This is a genomic window from Pseudoclavibacter soli DSM 23366 (genome assembly GCF_000423505.1).
GTDB lineage: Bacteria > Actinomycetota > Actinomycetes > Actinomycetales > Microbacteriaceae > Pseudoclavibacter_A > Pseudoclavibacter_A soli.
In genome coordinates, this window is sequence record NZ_AUIC01000005.1 from 49,559 (window position 1) to 66,217 (window position 16,659).

The following is a 16,659-nucleotide window of genomic DNA, read 5'->3' on the forward strand; positions in this document are numbered from 1 at the left end:
GGCGGCAGTCCTGGGGGGCCCGGCGGGGGAGCCGTTCTCAATTGAGCGCGAGCGGGCCGATCAGTCGGTCGGCTGCTCTTTGACCTCGGGCTCGGCGTCGACGCCAGCCTCTTTGCGCTGCGCCGCCGAGATGAGGGCGGGAGCCCCGGTCAGCGGGTCTTGGCCATTGCCCGACTTCGGGAAGGCGATGACGTCGCGGATCGAGTCGGTGCGCGACAGCAGAGCGTTGATGCGATCCCAGCCGAACGCGATGCCCGCATGCGGCGGTGCGCCGAACTTGAAGGCGTCGAGCAAAAACCCGAACTTCTCTTGCGCCTCTTCGGGCGAGATGCCGAGGAACTCGAGTACGCGCTCCTGCACATCGGTGCGATGGATGCGCTCTGAGCCGCCGCCGATCTCGTTGCCGTTGCAGACGATGTCGTAGGCTGACGACAGGGCGTGCTCGGGGTCTTGCTCGAAGGTGTCGCCCCAGCCCTCGGCGGGCTTGGTGAATGGGTGGTGTTCACTGGTCCAGGCGCCGGCGCCGACGGCCACGTCGTCGTCGCCCTCTTCGTCGACCCGTTTGAACAGCGGGAAGTCGACGATCCAGACGAATGAGAACTCGTCGTCGTTGAGCAGACCTGCACGGCGGGCGATCTCGACGCGGGCGGCGCCGAGCAGTGCCTGCGACGACTTGACCGAGCCGGCGGCGAAGAACACCGCATCGCCCGGCTGAGCGCCCACGGCAGCAGCCAGACCCTCGCGCTCGGCCTCGGAGATGTTCTTGGCCACTGGACCCGCCAGAGTGCCGTCTTCTTTGAATGTCACGTAGGCCAGCCCCTTCGCACCACGTGAGCGAGCCCAATCCTGCCAGGCGTCGAACTGGCGACGCGGCAGTGAAGCGCCGCCCTCGTAGCGCACCGCACCCACATAGGGGGCCTGGAACACGCGGAAGGGGGTGTCTGAGAAGAAGTCGGTGAGTTCGACGATGGGGTTGCCGAAGCGCAGGTCGGGCTTGTCCGAGCCGTACAGGCGCATGGCTTCGGCGTAGGGCAGACGCGGGATCGGGCGGGGAATCTCGACGCCGACCTCGGCCCAGACCGCGGCCAGCACATCTTCGGCGATTGCGATGACGTCTTCTTGGTCGGCGAAGCTCAGCTCGGCGTCGAGCTGGGTGAACTCGGGCTGGCGGTCGGCGCGGAAGTCTTCGTCGCGGTAGCAGCGAGCGATCTGGTAGTAGCGCTCGAGGCCGGCGACCATCAGCAGCTGCTTGTAGAGCTGTGGCGACTGCGGCAGGGCATACCAGTTGCCCGGGGCCAGACGAGCCGGCACCAAGAAGTCACGGGCCCCCTCAGGGGTGGAGCGGGTGAGCGTCGGGGTCTCGACCTCGACGAAGCCGTGATCGTCGAGCACTCGCCGGGCAGCGCGGCTGACCGCGGCACGCAGGCGCAGGGCCTTGGCCGGTGCCGGGCGGCGCAGATCGAGGTAGCGATACTTGAGACGCACCTCAGAGCTGACTTTCTCGGTTTCTTCGGTGCCGGCCAGTGCGGTCGACACCTGGAAGGGCAGCGGGGCAGAGGGTGCGAGCACCTCGACCTCATCGGCGACGACCTCGACGGCGCCAGTGGCCAGGCGGTCGTTCTCGTTGCCCTCGGGGCGCAGTCGAACCGCGCCGGTGACCTTGATCACGAACTCGCTGCGCAGTGGATGCGCGACGGCCTCGTCGTAGATGACCACCTGGGCAATGCCTGAGGCATCACGCAGATCGATGAAGGCCACCCCGCCATGGTCGCGCCGGCGGTCGACCCAGCCGGTGAGGGTGACGGTCTTGCCTGTGAGGTCTTTGCCGAGCGAGCCGGCCTCGTGCGTGCGCAGCACAGATGTCCTTCCGAAGAGAGCGATATCACTCGATTGTAGTGTGAACGCACGCGCTACACTGCGGATGTGCTGTGAGGATGCCCGGATCGTGCCTCCTCAGTTCGCAGCGACCAGACGCCTTGCGTAGACTGGCGTGCATGGCTTCCAGACGCATTCATCTGGTGCGCCACGGTGAAGTGTTCAACCCCGACGGCGTGCTCTACGGTCGTCTCCCCGGTTATCGACTCTCAGACCGCGGGCGCACGATGGCGCGTACCGCGGCGCAGGCGGTGGTCGCGAGCGAGCGCCCGGTTGCGGCACTGTATGCCTCTCCCCTGCAGCGGGCCCAAGAGTCGGCCGCACCGTTCGTCGACGCGTTCGGGCTGCCGCTGCACACCGACGAACGCCTGATCGAGGCGGGCAACGAGTACGAGGGCACCACCCGCAAGCCGGGGCTGCATCTGCTGCGCTACCCGAGCGAGTGGCGGCGCATTCACAATCCATTCCGCCCGAGCTGGGGCGAGCCCTACCGAGAGATCGCCGAGCGTATGACCGCGGTGATGCGCGATGCCTGGCGCGCCGAGCAGGAGCGCGGTGGCGAGGGCGACATCGTGATGGTCAGCCATCAGTCGCCGATCTGGCTGGCTCATCGGCGCGTGGCCGGCGAGCCGCTGTTTCACAACCCCGCTCTGCGTCGCGCTGCGCTGTCGAGCATCACCAGCTTCGAATACGACCCCGCGGCCGACCGGCTCGTTGAGGTCGACTACCAAGACCCTGCGGCTGATGTGCCGCGCATCGACGAGGGAGCAGTGTGACCCACCCAGACCATCTCGATCCGCTGCGGGTGACCCGACGCGGCCTGCTGCTGGCCACACTGGCCGGCACCGCTGGGTTGCTCGCAGCCTGCACCAGCAACGACGACCTGGCCAGCCAGGCCGGCGACTCCGACCAGGGCTACATCTCGGGCTCTGGCGCGGTCACCGAGTTCGCGGCCGACCAGCGCCCCGAGAAGGTCACCTTCTCAGGCCAGACCGATCATGACACCACCGTCAGCGATGCCGATTACACCGGCAGCGTCACCGTGGTGAACTTCTGGTACGCCGCCTGCCCGCCGTGCCGTGCCGAGGCTGCAGATCTCAAATCGTTGTACGACGAGTTCTCTTCGGAAGGTGTGCGATTCTTGGGCGTCAACGTGCGAGACGGCAAAGACACCGCGCTTGCCTTTGCCCGCAACTACGGCATCGAGTATCCCTCCGTGCTTGACGCCGAGGCCACCGGCGGCACTGTGCAGGGGGCCTTCTCTGCCGCGAAGGTGCCGCCGAAGGCGGTGCCCACCACCATCGTGATCGGACGTGACGGTCGAGTGACCTCGACGATCTTGGGACAACTCGACCTGAGCACCCTGCGCACGCTGATCAAGACGGCGGTGGCCGAGTAGTGGGCTCTCACCTGGCCGAGATCGTGCTCTCGGGCTCGCTGTGGGCTGGCGTGCCAATCGCCCTGCTCGCGGGGTTGGTCAGCTTTCTGTCTCCCTGCGTGCTGCCGTTGATTCCTGGCTACCTGGCCTATGTCGGGGCGATCACTCCGGCATCGACCGTGCCGGCCGGGCATCCTGCCATCGAACCCGCTGCACCCGCCGCACCGACGCGTGGCCGCACCCTGCTGGGCGTGGCGCTGTTCGTGCTGGGCTTTGCCGCCGTATTCGTGATCGTCGGCGGGGCCGTCGGCGCGGTCGGTGTGTGGCTGATCTCGTATCAGGCGCAGGTCACCCGGTGGCTCGGCGTGCTGGTGATTCTGCTGGGGCTCGCCTTCGTGGGCTACTTCGGCTTTCTGCAGCGCACGGTCAAACCCCAGTGGCAGCCTCGCCTCGGGCTGGTCGGCGCACCGTTGCTCGGCATCGTGTTCGGCCTCGGCTGGACCCCGTGTATGGGCCCGGTGCTCGCAGCCATTCAGGCGCTCAGCTTCAGTGCCGGCAACGTGTGGGTGGGGGCAATTCTCAGCCTCGCGTTCGCACTCGGGCTCGGGCTGCCATTTTTGGCCGCGGCCGCAGGATGGGCTTGGGTCGCGCGGTCGCTCGGGTGGGCCAGACGGCATGTGCGTGCCGTGAACATCATCGGTGGTGTGCTCATCATCGCCCTCGGCGTGGCGCTGGCCACAAATCTCTGGACCGCGTGGATTAACGCACTGCAAGGATGGATCGGATCGTATGTCACACTCATCTGAACCTCGCGACGACGAGCAGGCCGCCAGCCTCGAGTCGGGGCGTCAGGCCGAGCCCCGCCCGGTCGGCGTGAAACTCGGGCCACTCGGGTGGGCGCGCTTCATCTGGCGCCAGCTGACCAGCATGCGAGTGGCGCTGCTGTTGCTGCTGCTGTTGGCGGTGGCCGCGGTGCCGGGTTCGCTGTTTCCGCAGCGCAGCGCCGACCCCAACGGCGTGACCAAGTACTTCACCGACCACCCCGATCTCGCGCCTTGGCTCGATCGCATCAGCATGTTCGACGTGTATTCGTCGCCGTGGTTCGCTGCGGTATATGTGCTGCTGTTCATCTCACTGATCGGCTGTGTGCTTCCGCGCATCAAGCATCACTGGCAGGCGCTGTTCTCGAAGCCGCCCAAGACCCCGGCACGTCTCGAGCGACTTGAGACGTACGAGCGACTGACCGTCGACGCTGCGCCTGACGCGGTGGTCGACGCGGCCGACCGCATCCTGAAATCGCGGCGCTATCGGCGTGCCCGCTTCGACCGGCCGGCCCGCCGCAGCGTGCCCGCCGGGGTGTCGGTGAGCGCCGAGCGCGGCTATGCCCGCGAGACCGGCAACCTGGTGTTTCACCTGGCGCTGGTGGGTGTGCTGCTCGCCGTGGGCGCTGGCAGCGGCGTGGGCTACTACGGGCAGCGCGTGATCGTGCAGGGCACCACCTTTCCCAACACGCTGAGTTCGTATGACTCGTTCAGCGCTGGTCGCTGGGTTGACGGCTCGAATCTCACGCCTTTTGAGATCACGCTCGACAGCTTCACCACTGAGTACGCCGACACCCTCGCCGACGTGCAGTCGGGTGCGTATGGCCAGGCGATCGACTACACCGCCGCCGTTACCGTGCACCAGCCCGACGGCACCACGAGCGCCGAGCAGATCAAGGTCAACCACCCGCTGAACATCGACGGCACCAACGTCTTTCTGCTCGGCAACGGGTATGCGCCGGTGATCACCGTGCGCGACGCCAACGGCGAGGTGGTGTTCTCTGACCCGGTGCCCTTCTTGCCGCAAGGCGCCAATCTCACGTCGCTGGGCATCGTCAAGGTCACCGACATCGAACCAGAGCAGCTCGGCCTCGTCGGCTACTTCTACCCCACTGCGCAAGAGGCGCATGAGGGCATCTCGACTTCGGTGTACCCGGCACTCGACAACCCCGTGCTGAGCCTGAACGTCTACGCCGGCGACCTCGGCGTCGATCAAGGAGTTCCGAAGTCGGTTTACACACTCGACATCGACACCCTCACACAGATCGCCGGCGGCACTGCCGAGACGTCGGCGCTGCAGCTGAAGCCCGGTGAAACGGTCGATCTGCCCGAGGGGCGCGGCACGATCACCTTCGACGAGGTGCGCCCCTACGTCAGCCTCGAGCTGCGCAACGATGCCTCGCAGGTGTGGGTGCTCGCATTCGCACTGACAGCCGTGATCGGGCTGCTCTCGTCGCTGTTCATCCCGCGCCGTCGCGTGTGGGTGGTGGCCACGCCCGAGACGAGCGACACCGTGGATGCGCCAGGCCGCACCGTCGTCGAGGTTGCGGGGCTCGCCCGCGGCGACGATCACACCCTTGATGAGGCGGTCACGCGCATCGTTGCCCGGTTGCGCGAGGAGCTCGGTGAGCCCGCGCCCACCGTGCCCGACGACGTTGCCGAGCCCGGCGATCCTGAAACCGATGAGCACGCCCGCGGGCGTTGAGTAGAATAGGCAACCATGGACTTCTCACAACTGTCGCTTGAGGAATGGTCGACTGTGGCCGTCATCTCGGCCGCCGTAGTGTTCGCGCTCGCATTCGTGTCATACACCGTCGACTTCGCGGTGCGCACCAGCGGCTCGAACCAAGCCAGCGCGAAGGTGCGCGCTCGCAAGAGCCTCGGTATCGGCAACGCTCTGACGTGGCTGGGCTTCATCATCATCAGCGTGGGTGTGATCGTGCGAGGCATCGCCGCCGGACGCGTGCCGTGGTCGAACATGTTCGAGTTCTCGATCACCGGCGTGGCGATCGTGTCGGGGGTGTACCTGTTCGTCAACCTTTGGAAGCGTGTCGACTTCACCGGCATGTTCATCACGGCGTTCGTATTCTTCGTGCTGATGCTGGCAACCCTGCAGTGGTACACCGCGGTCAAGCCGTTGCCGCCGTCGCTCGAGTCACCGTGGATCGTGATCCACGTGCTGGTGGCCATTCTCGGCACCGGGTTCTTCGCGGTGGGCGCGGCCGTCAGCGGCCTGCAGCTGGTCAAGGCTCGACGCGAGAAGAAGCCAGCCGATCAGCGTCGCCGCAACAACTACCTCGATGCACTGCCCGACTCTGAGACGCTCGAGGCGCTGGCGTTCCGCATCATCATCATCGGGTTCGTACTCTGGACCTTCACGTTGATCTTCGGCGCGGTGTGGGCGCAGAAGGCGTGGGGGCGCTACTGGGGCTGGGACGTCAAAGAGACGTGGACACTCATCATCTGGGTGGTTTACGCGGGCTACCTGCACGCACGCGCCACCCGTGGTTGGCGCGGCACCCGCGCGGCGGTGCTGTCGATCGTGGGCTTCGCGTGCGTGCTGTTCAACTTCGGTGTGGTGAACACGCTCTTCAAAGGCCTGCACGCCTACTCTGGCCTGAGCTGAGCCCGGCCCGGGCCCTGATATTGCGGCGCGCCCGGTCGGCATGAGAATCTGTGCGCGGTTTCTGCAGCCATGCTTCGAGCATGAGTGCGGAAACCGCGCACAAAGCTTCTTTTCGGTGCACTCATCGGACAGCACACCCATCACGCAGGCGTCAGGCGTCTGCGCCCGACGTGCGCACCAGATGCCGGTGGCAGGCGGTGATGCGCTCGCGCCACCATCCCGTGCGTGAAGTGCCAGCATCGAGCTGGTCGAGCCGGTCGGGGTCGGGGGTGACGCGCACCGGGCGAACAGCCAGCGAGGCGTGGTCGACCGCGGTGGCACGCGCCACGTCGTGATCGAAGAACGCACCCGTGCCCAACCCGCAGGCATGATCGAGCGAGGGCAGCGCCGCAGCCAGGCGCGCGCCCAGGGCAATGCCCACCGCAGTGTCGAGCGCAGAGCTGACCACTGCCGGCAGGCCGCTGGCTGCCACCACTTCGCAGGCGCGTCGAATGCCCCCCAGCGGTTGCGCCTTCACGATGATCACGTCGGCCGCGCCGAGCTGCGCCACGCGCAGCGGGTCTTCGGCTTTGCGGATGCTTTCGTCTGCGGCGATCGGCACCGGCACACCAGAGGTGCTGAGCAGTTCGCGCAGCCGCGCAAGATCTTCGACCTCGGCCACTGGCTGTTCGGCGTACTCGAGGTCGAAGGCGGCCAGTTGGGTGAGCGCGGCATGCGCCTCGGAGAGACTCCAATGTGCGTTGGCATCGATGCGCACCCGAACCGAGTCGCCGACCAGCTCGCGCACGGCACGTAGGCGGGCGCGGTCATCCTCAAGCGCCTGACCGGCCTCGGCCACCTTGACCTTGATGGTGTGCAGGGCGTCGAGATCGCCGAATCGCTCGAGCACCACGGGAACCTGTTCGGGCGGCACTGCCGGCAGCGTGGCGTTGATCGCGATGCGTTCGCGCAGCACCGGGGTCGCCGGCCCCCATCCGTCGTCGATCGCGGAGGCCAGCCAGGCGCTTGCCTCGGCTGTCTCATACTCAAGAAACGGCGAGAACTCGCCCCAGCCGTTGGGGCCGTGCAGCAACGCCGCCTCGCGCACGGTCAGCCCCCGAAAGCGGGTGTTCATCGGCAGCGAGACCACCCGCAGGCCGTCGAGCAGCTCGTCGAGGGCGGGCAATGACGCGGCCGATGGATGCACCAGACTCGCCTGGTGCCCCGTCGCAGCCGATTCGGAGGCTGGCATGTGCCGACTCAGCGCGCCCACCTGGTGGTGACTGAACGCCACCAGTCGTCGAATGGAGTGACCGGGGTGACGCGCTTGTGCTCGGTCTGCAGATAGCGCGTCTCGATGTTCTCGGCGTCGGCGTCGGCGATCGCCTCGCCGCGCAGGTAGGCATCGATGGCGGCGTAGCCGACGCCCAGGTTGTCTTCGTCGGTCTGGCCCGGATTGTCGTCGAGCAGATCGGCGGTCGGGGTCTTCTCGTAGAGGCGCGCGGGCGAGCCCAAGTGCTCAAGCAATTGAGCGCCCTGCCCCTTAGTCAAACCGGTCAGTGGGGTGAGGTCTGCTGCCCCGTCGCCGAACTTGGTGAAGAAGCCGGTGACCGCCTCAGCGGCGTGGTCGGTGCCGAGCACCAGCCCCTGGCGGCGACCCGCGATGGCGAACTGCGCGACTGCGCGTGCGCGAGCCTTGGTGTTGCCCTTCACGAAGTCGCTGATCGGCTCGCCGGTAGAGCGCTCGTACTCGGCCTCGAAACCGTCGACGGCCTCGGCCACGTTGAACACCAGCGACTCGTCGGGCGCGATGAACTGCAGCGCCAGCTGCGCGTCGTCTTCGTCGGCCTGCACCTTGTAGGGCAGACGCACCGCGATGAACGTGCACTCGTGGCCCTCGCCGCGCAGCCGTTCGGCGGCGAGCTGAGCCAGGCGCCCGGTGAGCGACGAATCTTGCCCGCCTGAGATGCCGAGCACCAGCGAGTGGGCATGCACGGCGCGTGTGTAGTCGGCGATGAACGACACCCGTCGCTCGATCTCGGTGGCCGGGTCGATGGTGGGCTGCACATGCAGCGCTGCGATGATCTCTGCCTGAAGCGGTCTCATGGCACCAGCGTAGCGCCGCGGCGTTTCGCACGGGTAACAGGTGCCAGGGCCCGGGTGGGGCCACGACGGTAGAATCGGGCAGGTGAGCGAACAGACCGAGCCGACCAGCGCATCCACCGAACCCCGTCGAGTGTCAGAGACCTTTGACCCCGCGCAGTGGCGCGAGGTGCCGTTGGCTGCCGACTTCACCGATGTGACCTACCACCACGACGTGTCGGGGCGTATTGCGCGCGTGGCGATCGACCGGCCTGAGGTGCGCAACGCGTTTCGGCCGCGCACGGTCGACGAGCTCTATCGCGCCCTCGACGATGCCCGGCAGAACCCGCGCATCGGCGTGGTGCTGCTCACCGGCAATGGGCCGAGCCCCAAAGACGGCGGCTGGGCGTTCTCTTCGGGTGGCGACCAGCGCATCCGTGGGCGCGATGGCTACAAATACGCCGACTCTGAGACTGAGGTCGACCCGGCTGAGCAGGCGCGTTCGGGGCGGCTGCACATTCTCGAGGTGCAGCGGCTGATTCGTTTCATGCCGAAAGTCGTGATCGCGGTGGTCGGCGGCTGGGCGGCTGGCGGCGGGCACTCGTTGCACGTGGTGTGCGACCTGACGATCGCCTCGCGTCAGCATGCGATGTTCAAGCAGACCGATGCCGATGTCGGCTCGTTCGACGCGGGGTACGGTTCGGCGCTGCTCGCCCGGCAGGTCGGGCAGAAGGTGGCCCGCGAGATCTTCTTTCTCGCCGAAACCTACGACGCGCAGCGCGCCTACGAGATGGGCGCGATCAACACTGTGGTCGATCACGACCAGATCGAGGTCGAAGCCCTGCGGCAGGCGCGGGTGATTCTCACCAAGTCGCCCACGGCCATCCGTATGCTCAAATTCGCCTTCAATGCGCCTGACGACGGCATGGTGGGCCAGCAGATCTTCGCCGGTGAGGCGACGCGGCTTGCCTATGGCACCGACGAGGCGGTCGAGGGGCGAGACTCGTTCTTGCAGAAGCGCGAGCCCGATTGGAGCCCGTTCCCCTGGCAGTTCTGAGGCGCGCGCGTTGAGGTGTCATGGATTGTTGTTTTGCGTGAGCTCAGTGGCATCTCGTGACACCTGTGTGCGTACGTGCATGCCGTAAACCGCACCTCGTGACACCTGTGTGCTGAGAGTGCGCCCAAACCGCGCCCGGCGCGCGTGTTCTCTCACAACAGGGTACGCACACCCCCCCACGTAGAATCAGACAGATGACTCCCCTCACTGCGCACCCGGCACCAGGGCTTGCCCGCGCCCTCGCGGTGGTGCCCGCCGACCCCGAGGTGCTGCTGCGTCGCCTGCCCGAGGCGCTGGCCGGCATTGGCCCCGCGCTGCTGCCCGTCAGCGCTGAAACGGTGGATGCGGAGGTCGCGTTTGTCGAGCATCCCGGCGGCCTCGAGGGTGCGCAGGTGGCGGTCGACGCCGATGTCGCAGTCGTGATTCGCACCTCGGGCTCGACGGGGTCTCCGAAGCGCGTCGCACTGCCAGCCGAGGCGCTGCTGGCCTCGGCTCGCGCGACCAACACCCTGCTTGCCTCGCAGATTCCGTTCACCTCGGCGGGCAGGCAGAGCCCCGTGCCCCAGCCCAGCCCGGTCACCCCGCAGCCATTCTGGCTGCTCGCCCTGCCGGTGCACTACATCGCCGGGCTGCAGGTGCTCGTGCGCGCACTCGCTGCGGGAACGCATCCGGTTGTGATGCCGCACCTCGTCGAGCCGCAGGGCCACTTCTCTGCCGAAGCATTCGTGACAGCCACCGCCGAGCTTGCTCAGCGGGCAATGACAGCCACCGACGAGCTGGTTCGGCAGGCGGCCCGTGCGCAGGCCGCAGACTCACCACATCACGTGGCCGACGCCACCTTGGCCAACATCGCCGAGCAACAGCCCGCCCTGCTCACCGCACTTGTTCCCACGCAGCTGCATACGCTGATGACGGCGGCTGGCACCGACGACTCAGTGCTGACCGCGCTGCGACGCTACCGCGCCATCCTGGTCGGCGGACAGCGCACCGACCCGGAAGTTCTGCAGCGGGCACGAGATGCCGGTGTCGCACTGGTGACGACCTACGGCAGCTCTGAGACCAGCGGAGGCGTGGTGTACGGCTTCGCCGACGGTCAACAGCGCCTCGCGCACACTACACTTGCAGTCAGAGACGGCGCCGTGCTCATCTCAGGGCCGACGCTGGCCCGAGAATATCTCGGCGACGTCGATCGCACGGCGAAGGCCTTCATCACGTTCGAAGGCCGCCGATGGTTCGTGACCGGCGATGTCGGCTCACTCGACGAGAAAGGGCTGACCGTGACCGGACGAACAGACCAGATCATCTCGACAGGCGGCGTCAAGCTCGACCTGAACGAGGTCGCGCAGGTGGTGCACGAGCAGCCCGGCCTGGGCGATGCCGTCGTGGTGCCGTTCGAAGACGAGAAATGGGGCACGCGTTTCGCGGTGTACGCCGACGGTCGCCCACGGATCACCCGCATTACCCGCGACGAGCTCAACGTCACGCTGCGCGCGCGCCTGGGCCGTCACGCCGGCGCTGCCGCACTGACCTACATCGACTTCGGCTTGCCGCTGCTGGCCAACGGTAAGGTCGACGTCGAGAGCCTCAAACAGACCGCCGACAAGCTCGCGGGCTCGGCGCTGGCGGCGCAGCAGCCCTCCCCGAAGGATGCGATTTGAATCTGCAAGACCCATCTGGCTCGCTCACTCGCGTGGCCACTTTCGAAGACTGGGTTGAGGGCGCGCGCCTGCGCACGCTCCCGCTGGCCATCGCACCGGTGGTGCTGGGCTCTGGCGTGGCCGGGTTCTTCGGCGCATTCCAATGGATGTTCGCGCTGCTTGCGCTGATCGTGGCACTTGCGCTGCAGATCGGGGTGAACTACGCCAATGACTACTCCGATGGCATTCGCGGCACCGATGAGCACCGGGTGGGGCCGGTGCGCCTGACCGCCGGAAAGCTCGCTCGGCCGGTTGCGGTCAAGGCTGCGGCGTTCGGCTGCTTCGGCATCGCTGCAGTGGCGGGGCTGTGGCTCTCGATCGCCTCTGGCCACTGGTGGCTGATCTTGGTCGGGGTGGTCTCGATCATCGCCGCGTGGTTCTACACCGGGGGCGAGCATCCCTACGGCTATGCCGGGCTGGGCGAGGTCGCCGTGTTCGTGTTCTTCGGACTGATCGCCACCATGGGCACCGAATTCGTGCAAACCTCAACGACCAGCTGGCTCGGATTCTGGGCGGCGGTAGACATGGGGCTGTTTTCGTGCGCCGTGCTGATGATCAACAACATTCGTGACATCGAGACCGACCGCCTCTCGGGCAAGCACACCCTGGCGGTGCGCTTGGGGCACACCGGGGCTCGCATCGCCTTCGCGAGCTTCTCGCTGGTGCCGTTCGCACTGCTGTTCGTCGCGCTGAACCCGGCCGGCCGCCTCGGCTGGATCGCGATCGCCGCGATCGTGCCGGTGGGCTATGCGTTGTGGCGGGGGCTGGCGCCGCGCACCCCACGCGACCAGATCGCCGGGCTCAAGTTCGTGAGCCTAGGGGCGCTCGCCTTCGCTGTGCTGCTCGCCATCGGCTGGCAGTTGCTCGGCTGACGCCTCGGCAGTCTCGGCTGGCTCTGCCGACGCAGGCGACGCCGTGTCGAGCTCGTCAAGCAGAGCATCTTCTTCGGCGGCATCGGCCCGACCGGGCTGGCGCTCCGACTCAAACTTCTCGGGGTGTGCTTTGCGCTCGGCGAGCTCTTGGCTGAAGCGTCGGCGCGGGCCATCGAGGGCCAGATACGAGATGGGCAGCGCGAGCACTACGGCCAGGCCGGTAGCCCAGAACGGGTTGATGCCCAGGAGCAACAGCACGGCCAGCAGCACCAGCACGAGACCGACGCGCAGCACCGTGTACACGAGCCAGGGTGGGAGTCTCTTCACAGCAGATGAGTCTAGTCGGCCGGGCCCGAGCGCGTGCTCACTGGGTAGAGTGGAGGGCATGTTGCGCATCGTGATCATCGCCGCCATCCTGGCCGTCGCCATGGTGCTCGTGGCCCTCATCGACGTGGCGCTGACCGACCGCAGCCGCATAGCCGTGCTGCCCAAATGGGGGTGGCTGGCTGTTGTAGTTCTGCTGCCCGTCATCGGCGCGGTGCTGTGGTGGTACGCCGGGCATCCTCGTGCCACCACGTCGAGCGCCGCGCCCACGATCGAAGAGCCGGCGGGCGCCACGGGCATTGAGCAGATGACCCCCGAGCAGCGCATTGCCTGGCTCGAGCACGAACTCGCCGAACTCGATGAAGAAGAGCACGACGACCGGGGCGGCTCCAGCGAGCCCAAGGCCGGCGCGTGAGCGTCGCAGCCTCGAGTGAATTCGCCGTCGAGCTGCTCGCTGCCCTCGTGGCTCGCGGCCTGACTGACGTGGTGGTGAGCCCGGGTTCGCGGTCGCAGGCCCTGGCCCTGGCCGCCGCTGAGTTCGAGCGTGCCGGCTTGGTGCGGCTCACCGTGCGCATCGACGAGCGTGAAGCTGGCTTCGTGGCCCTCGGGCTGAGCAAAGCGACCGGGCGAGCGCCGGCGGTCATCACCACCTCGGGGTCAGCGGTCGGCAACCTGATGCCTGCCGTCATGGAGGCCGCTCGCGGCGGTGATCCGCTGCTGCTGCTGACCGCCGACCGGCCAGCGCAGATGCGCGGCACTGGCGCCAATCAGACCACTGCACAGGCCGGCATGTTCGGCGCCTTCGCACAGCTCGCGCTTGATATTCCCGTTGCGGAATACGAGTCGGCACCGGCCGCCGCTGCAACCCGTCTGGCAGACCACGTGCAGGGCGTCACCGGGCCGGTGCAGCTCAACCTGCAGTTCATCGAGCCGCTCTCTGGTGCACACGGCGACGTGGGCCGAGCCGTGCAACGCGCTCGGGCATCCTGCGGCACTCGGCATTCGTCGGCGCGCACAGCGATGTCGGATGCGGTGGTCACTGTGCCGGCGCAGGGCACGCTGGTCGTCGCTGGGCAGGGGGCCGATGCCGAACTTGTGCGCCGTGCCTCAGATGCCGGGGTGCGTGTGATCGCCGAGGTCACTTCAGCGGCCAGGTCGCGACACAACGTCGCCGATTACCGCGCCTGGCTCGATGCCGGCGCACCCGGTGTGACGCACGTGGTGGTCACGGGGCTGCCTACGCTCTCCCGCCAGGTGTGGCGGCTCGGGTTGCGCGACGATCTCACGCTGCTCGCGGTGGCGCCCGCGGGCGTCGAGTATTTCGATCCGCAACACCGGGGTCGCCGTGTCGATGGTGTGCGCTTCGCCGGTGAGGGTGAGCGCCGCCCGCCGGTCGCCCCGCTGACTTCGGCAGTCGCCGGATCCGCCGATGCACCGCTGACTCGAGCCCTGATCGTGGGCGCAGTCTGGCAGAGTGCCGGGCCGAATGACGCAGTCTATCTGGCCTCGTCGACCATGGTGCGTGTGGCGGACGAAGCGAGCGGGGCCAGTCGTCTGCCGGTATACGCACATCGTGGTCTGGCTGGCATCGACGGCACTCTCTCGGTGGCCACTGGCGTAGCGACCGGGCGTGGTCGGGGCACTCTGCGGGTGCTGGTCGGTGACCTGGCCTTCGCCCATGACGCCGGCGGGTTGCTGCGGCCGCAGTGCGAGCCCGAGCCCGCGCTGCAGGTGATTGTGGTCAACGACCACGGAGGCAGCATCTTCGCGGGGCTCGAGGTCGCCGGCGCAGACCCTGACTTGTTCGACCGAGTCGTCAGAACGCCGCAACCGATCGATGTGGCCGGGCTCGCACGAGCCTACGGCTGGCGGTATGCCGCCGTGACCACGGTCGGTCAGCTGCGCCTCGAGCTCGTCTCGGCGCAGCCCGGCATCATCGAGGTGCAGCTGCCGCCGCTGCCGAGCAGGCGTGAACATGAGGAGCATCATGGCTGAACCACAGCGCGTGTGTGCGATTCTCGCCGGGGGCACCGGCACCCGAGTTGGTGCCGAGCAGCCGAAGCAGTTCATCGAGATTGCCGGCGCCACCGTTATCGAACACACCGTGCAGGCCCTGCTCGACTGGGGGCGGTTCGACCAGTTGCTCGTGGTGATGCCCGAGGCCCACCTTGACCGCGCTCGGGAAGTGCTCGACGGCGACGAGCGGCGCCGTGGCATTCCGGTGATTGCCGGCGGCGACACCAGGTGTGCCTCGTCAGCGCTCGCTGTGCTCTGGTTTGCCGAGCGCTATGAGCTCGAGGCCCGGGTGTTTCTGCACGATGCGGCTCGGCCCATGGTCGGTGCCGCATTGCTCGACCGCATCGATGCTGCGCTCGATCGCCGGCGCGCGGTCACCGCCGCACTGCCCTCAACTGACACGATCGTGCGCGTCGATCACGGGCTGCTGCAGCAGGTGGAGCCGCGCGACGAGCTCTGGCGGGTGCAGACTCCGCAGGCGTTCGCCCTCGAGGTGATCGGTCGGGCGCATCGCAAGGCCAGAGCCGGGTGCGCCGCGACTGATGACGCCGGGCTGGTGCGTGCCATGCTGCCGCACGAACCTATCGCGGTGGTGCCCGGCGAGCCAGACAACCTCAAGATCACCACGCCGGCCGACCTCGAGGTGGCCGAGCGACTGCTCAGCCGTTCAGCGCGTCAGTGATCGGGCGCAGCTTCAGCGAGGTCTCGTCGTATTCCCGTTCGGGCACTGAACCGGCCACGATGCCCCCGCCAGCCCAAGCCGTGATCTGATCGCCGTGGCGCTGAGCGGAGCGCAGCCCCACCGCCCATTGCCCGTCGCCTTGGGCATCGACCCAGCCGACTGGGCCGGCGAATCGACCGCGATCGAGCACTTCGAGCTGTTCAATGGCGGCCAGAGCTGCGGCACGGGGCACTCCGGCGACCGCCGCAGTCGGATGCGCAGCCTCGACGAGCGCCAGCACGTCGGCCTCATCGTTCAGGGTGCCGTCGACGTCGGTGGCCAGATGCCAGACGTTGGGCAGCTGCAGGGCGAACGGCTGCCGCGCAGCATGCAGATCGCGCACATGGGCAGCCAACGCTTCGGTCACGCTGTCGCGGGCGAAAGCGTGTTCGGCGAGCTCCTTGGCATCGGTGAGCAGCCGATCGCGCACGGCCTGATCATCGGCGGGGTCGACGCCGCGCGCCCTGGTGCCGGCCAGCACTCGTGCGTGGGCATGGCCGGCATGCACTTCGACCAGAGTCTCCGGGCTGGCTCCGAAGAAGCCGTCGACGTCAAACACCCAGCACTGCGGGTAACGCTCGATCAGTCGGGCAAGTGTGGTGCGCGGGTCATACCCGGCCGGCACCTCGCCGATCACGTCGCGGGCGATGACCACCTTGCGCAGCGCGTTCGCATGGATGCCCTGCAGCGCCCCCTGCACGGCTTGCAGATGCCGCTCGCGCGTCTGCAGACCCGGTTGCAGCGTGACGGCAGATGACTGCGCGCGCGCCGGCCTGGCCGCTGCGGCGCGCACGTCGGCGCGAATGCGCTCGGGGGTCAACAATGCCGGGGCATCTGGCGCGGCGGCATCGACGATGCGGGTGGCCCAGCCGACCCCGTCGCGGGTGCCGATGACCAACTCGGGCACGATCAGGATGCTCTCGGCGGCAGAGTTGTCGGCGAACGCGAACGACCCCAGGGCGATCAGTCCACTGCCCGGCAGACGCACCTCATCGTGCACTTGGGCGCGGGAGACGAGTTCTCGCCACTGTCGTCTGGCCTGGGCGACGCGGTGAGTGCCGCTCGTGGTGAGGGTGGCGGCTCGGCCCAGCCCGGCCATCCCGGCGCCGTCTCGCCACCACAGCAGTGGGTCGCCGCCGTCGAGCACCCGAGAGGGGTCGCCGATGGGGTCGACGGGCACACTTCGGGCGATCAGTTGCAACACGGCAACG

The 16,659-nt window shown here is 67.7% G+C and carries 16 protein-coding genes; 11 read left to right on the forward strand and 5 right to left on the reverse strand.

Going from position 1 to position 16,659, the window contains the following annotated elements; all coding sequences use genetic code 11:
* Positions 1-60 precede the first annotated feature (60 nt).
* Entirely contained in the window at positions 61-1,857 is a 1,797-nt protein-coding gene (gene aspS / locus G557_RS0105275; RefSeq protein ID WP_028245230.1) for an aspartate--tRNA ligase, read from the reverse strand.
* Between the two features lie 137 nt (positions 1,858-1,994).
* Between aspS and G557_RS0105280 the strand changes: the two genes are divergently transcribed.
* The 5 genes from G557_RS0105280 to ccsB are packed head-to-tail and all read left to right on the forward strand — an operon-like array spanning position 1,995 to position 6,700.
* A complete protein-coding gene (locus tag G557_RS0105280) occupies positions 1,995-2,651 on the forward strand; it encodes a histidine phosphatase family protein (protein ID WP_028245231.1) in 657 nt (218 codons plus the stop codon).
* Positions 2,648-3,274, forward strand: a complete 627-nt coding sequence (locus G557_RS0105285; RefSeq protein ID WP_245542774.1) for a TlpA family protein disulfide reductase — start codon at positions 2,648-2,650, stop codon at positions 3,272-3,274. Before G557_RS0105280 ends, G557_RS0105285 begins: the two co-directional genes overlap by 4 nt.
* Positions 3,274-4,059: a cytochrome c biogenesis CcdA family protein gene (locus G557_RS0105290; protein ID WP_245542775.1), complete on the forward strand. Its 786-nt coding sequence runs from the start codon at positions 3,274-3,276 to the stop codon at positions 4,057-4,059. The genes G557_RS0105285 and G557_RS0105290 overlap by 1 nt, the downstream gene beginning before the upstream one ends.
* Positions 4,043-5,779, forward strand: a complete 1,737-nt coding sequence (gene resB, locus G557_RS11880) for a cytochrome c biogenesis protein ResB (RefSeq protein WP_084627021.1) — start codon at positions 4,043-4,045, stop codon at positions 5,777-5,779. Before G557_RS0105290 ends, resB begins: the two co-directional genes overlap by 17 nt.
* 15 nt (positions 5,780-5,794) lie before the next feature.
* A complete protein-coding gene (gene ccsB, locus G557_RS0105300; protein ID WP_028245234.1) occupies positions 5,795-6,700 on the forward strand; it encodes a c-type cytochrome biogenesis protein CcsB in 906 nt (301 codons plus the stop codon).
* A gap of 151 nt (positions 6,701-6,851) precedes the next feature.
* Here the strand turns inward: ccsB and G557_RS0105305 are convergent, their stop codons facing one another.
* A complete protein-coding gene (locus G557_RS0105305) occupies positions 6,852-7,931 on the reverse strand; it encodes an o-succinylbenzoate synthase (protein ID WP_084627022.1) in 1,080 nt (359 codons plus the stop codon).
* A gap of 8 nt (positions 7,932-7,939) precedes the next feature.
* Complete coding sequence (gene nadE / locus G557_RS0105310) at positions 7,940-8,785, reverse strand: ammonia-dependent NAD(+) synthetase (RefSeq protein ID WP_028245236.1); 846 nt, start codon at positions 8,783-8,785, stop codon at positions 7,940-7,942.
* Between the two features lie 130 nt (positions 8,786-8,915).
* Between nadE and G557_RS0105315 the strand changes: the two genes are divergently transcribed.
* From G557_RS0105315 to G557_RS11890, 3 genes are all read left to right on the forward strand, one after another.
* On the forward strand, positions 8,916-9,818 hold the full coding sequence (locus tag G557_RS0105315) for a 1,4-dihydroxy-2-naphthoyl-CoA synthase (protein ID WP_028245237.1): 903 nt from the start codon (positions 8,916-8,918) through the stop codon (positions 9,816-9,818).
* A 194-nt stretch (positions 9,819-10,012) separates the two neighbouring features.
* Positions 10,013-11,476 carry an AMP-binding protein gene (locus G557_RS11885; RefSeq protein ID WP_051224685.1) on the forward strand — a complete coding sequence of 488 codons (1,464 nt, stop codon included), beginning with the start codon at positions 10,013-10,015 and terminating at the stop codon, positions 11,474-11,476.
* Complete coding sequence (locus G557_RS11890) at positions 11,473-12,387, forward strand: 1,4-dihydroxy-2-naphthoate polyprenyltransferase (RefSeq protein WP_245542777.1); 915 nt, start codon at positions 11,473-11,475, stop codon at positions 12,385-12,387. Before G557_RS11885 ends, G557_RS11890 begins: the two co-directional genes overlap by 4 nt.
* On the opposite strand, the gene G557_RS13715 is transcribed toward G557_RS11890, so the two are convergent.
* Positions 12,331-12,714, reverse strand: coding sequence for a DUF4229 domain-containing protein (locus G557_RS13715; RefSeq protein WP_169337745.1), 384 nt, complete (start codon positions 12,712-12,714; stop codon positions 12,331-12,333). The genes G557_RS11890 and G557_RS13715 overlap by 57 nt on opposite strands.
* A 58-nt stretch (positions 12,715-12,772) precedes the next feature.
* Between G557_RS13715 and G557_RS14105 the strand changes: the two genes are divergently transcribed.
* Genes G557_RS14105 through G557_RS0105345 form a run of 3 tightly spaced genes read left to right on the forward strand, consistent with a single transcriptional unit; the run spans position 12,773 to position 15,409 of the window.
* Positions 12,773-13,126, forward strand: coding sequence for a PLD nuclease N-terminal domain-containing protein (locus tag G557_RS14105; RefSeq protein WP_051224687.1), 354 nt, complete (start codon positions 12,773-12,775; stop codon positions 13,124-13,126).
* Positions 13,123-14,706, forward strand: coding sequence for a thiamine pyrophosphate-binding protein (locus G557_RS11900; RefSeq protein ID WP_051224688.1), 1,584 nt, complete (start codon positions 13,123-13,125; stop codon positions 14,704-14,706). The genes G557_RS14105 and G557_RS11900 overlap by 4 nt, the downstream gene beginning before the upstream one ends.
* The gene (locus tag G557_RS0105345) at positions 14,699-15,409 is read left to right on the forward strand and encodes an IspD/TarI family cytidylyltransferase (RefSeq protein ID WP_036961462.1); all 711 of its coding nucleotides are present in this window, start codon (positions 14,699-14,701) and stop codon (positions 15,407-15,409) included. The genes G557_RS11900 and G557_RS0105345 overlap by 8 nt, the downstream gene beginning before the upstream one ends.
* Here G557_RS0105345 and G557_RS0105350 read toward each other — a convergent pair.
* The gene (locus tag G557_RS0105350) at positions 15,387-16,652 is read right to left on the reverse strand and encodes an isochorismate synthase (RefSeq protein ID WP_028245240.1); all 1,266 of its coding nucleotides are present in this window, start codon (positions 16,650-16,652) and stop codon (positions 15,387-15,389) included. The two genes, G557_RS0105345 and G557_RS0105350, sit on opposite strands and share 23 nt — an antisense overlap.
* Positions 16,653-16,659 lie beyond the last annotated feature (7 nt).

What these genes read in the sequence shown, in the direction of transcription:
- G557_RS11885 (WP_051224685.1), top strand. Translation starts at nt 10,013, where the DNA reads ATGACTCCCCTCACTGCGCACCCGGCACCAGGGCTTGCCCGCGCCCTC.
- ccsB (WP_028245234.1), top strand. Translation starts at nt 5,795, where the DNA reads ATGGACTTCTCACAACTGTCGCTTGAGGAATGGTCGACTGTGGCCGTC.
- resB (WP_084627021.1), top strand. Translation starts at nt 4,043, where the DNA reads ATGTCACACTCATCTGAACCTCGCGACGACGAGCAGGCCGCCAGCCTC.
- G557_RS0105305 (WP_084627022.1), bottom strand. Translation starts at nt 7,931, where the DNA reads ATGCCAGCCTCCGAATCGGCTGCGACGGGGCACCAGGCGAGTCTGGTG.
- G557_RS14105 (WP_051224687.1), top strand. Translation starts at nt 12,773, where the DNA reads ATGTTGCGCATCGTGATCATCGCCGCCATCCTGGCCGTCGCCATGGTG.
- G557_RS0105345 (WP_036961462.1), top strand. Translation starts at nt 14,699, where the DNA reads ATGGCTGAACCACAGCGCGTGTGTGCGATTCTCGCCGGGGGCACCGGC.
- nadE (WP_028245236.1), bottom strand. Translation starts at nt 8,785, where the DNA reads ATGAGACCGCTTCAGGCAGAGATCATCGCAGCGCTGCATGTGCAGCCC.
- G557_RS0105280 (WP_028245231.1), top strand. Translation starts at nt 1,995, where the DNA reads ATGGCTTCCAGACGCATTCATCTGGTGCGCCACGGTGAAGTGTTCAAC.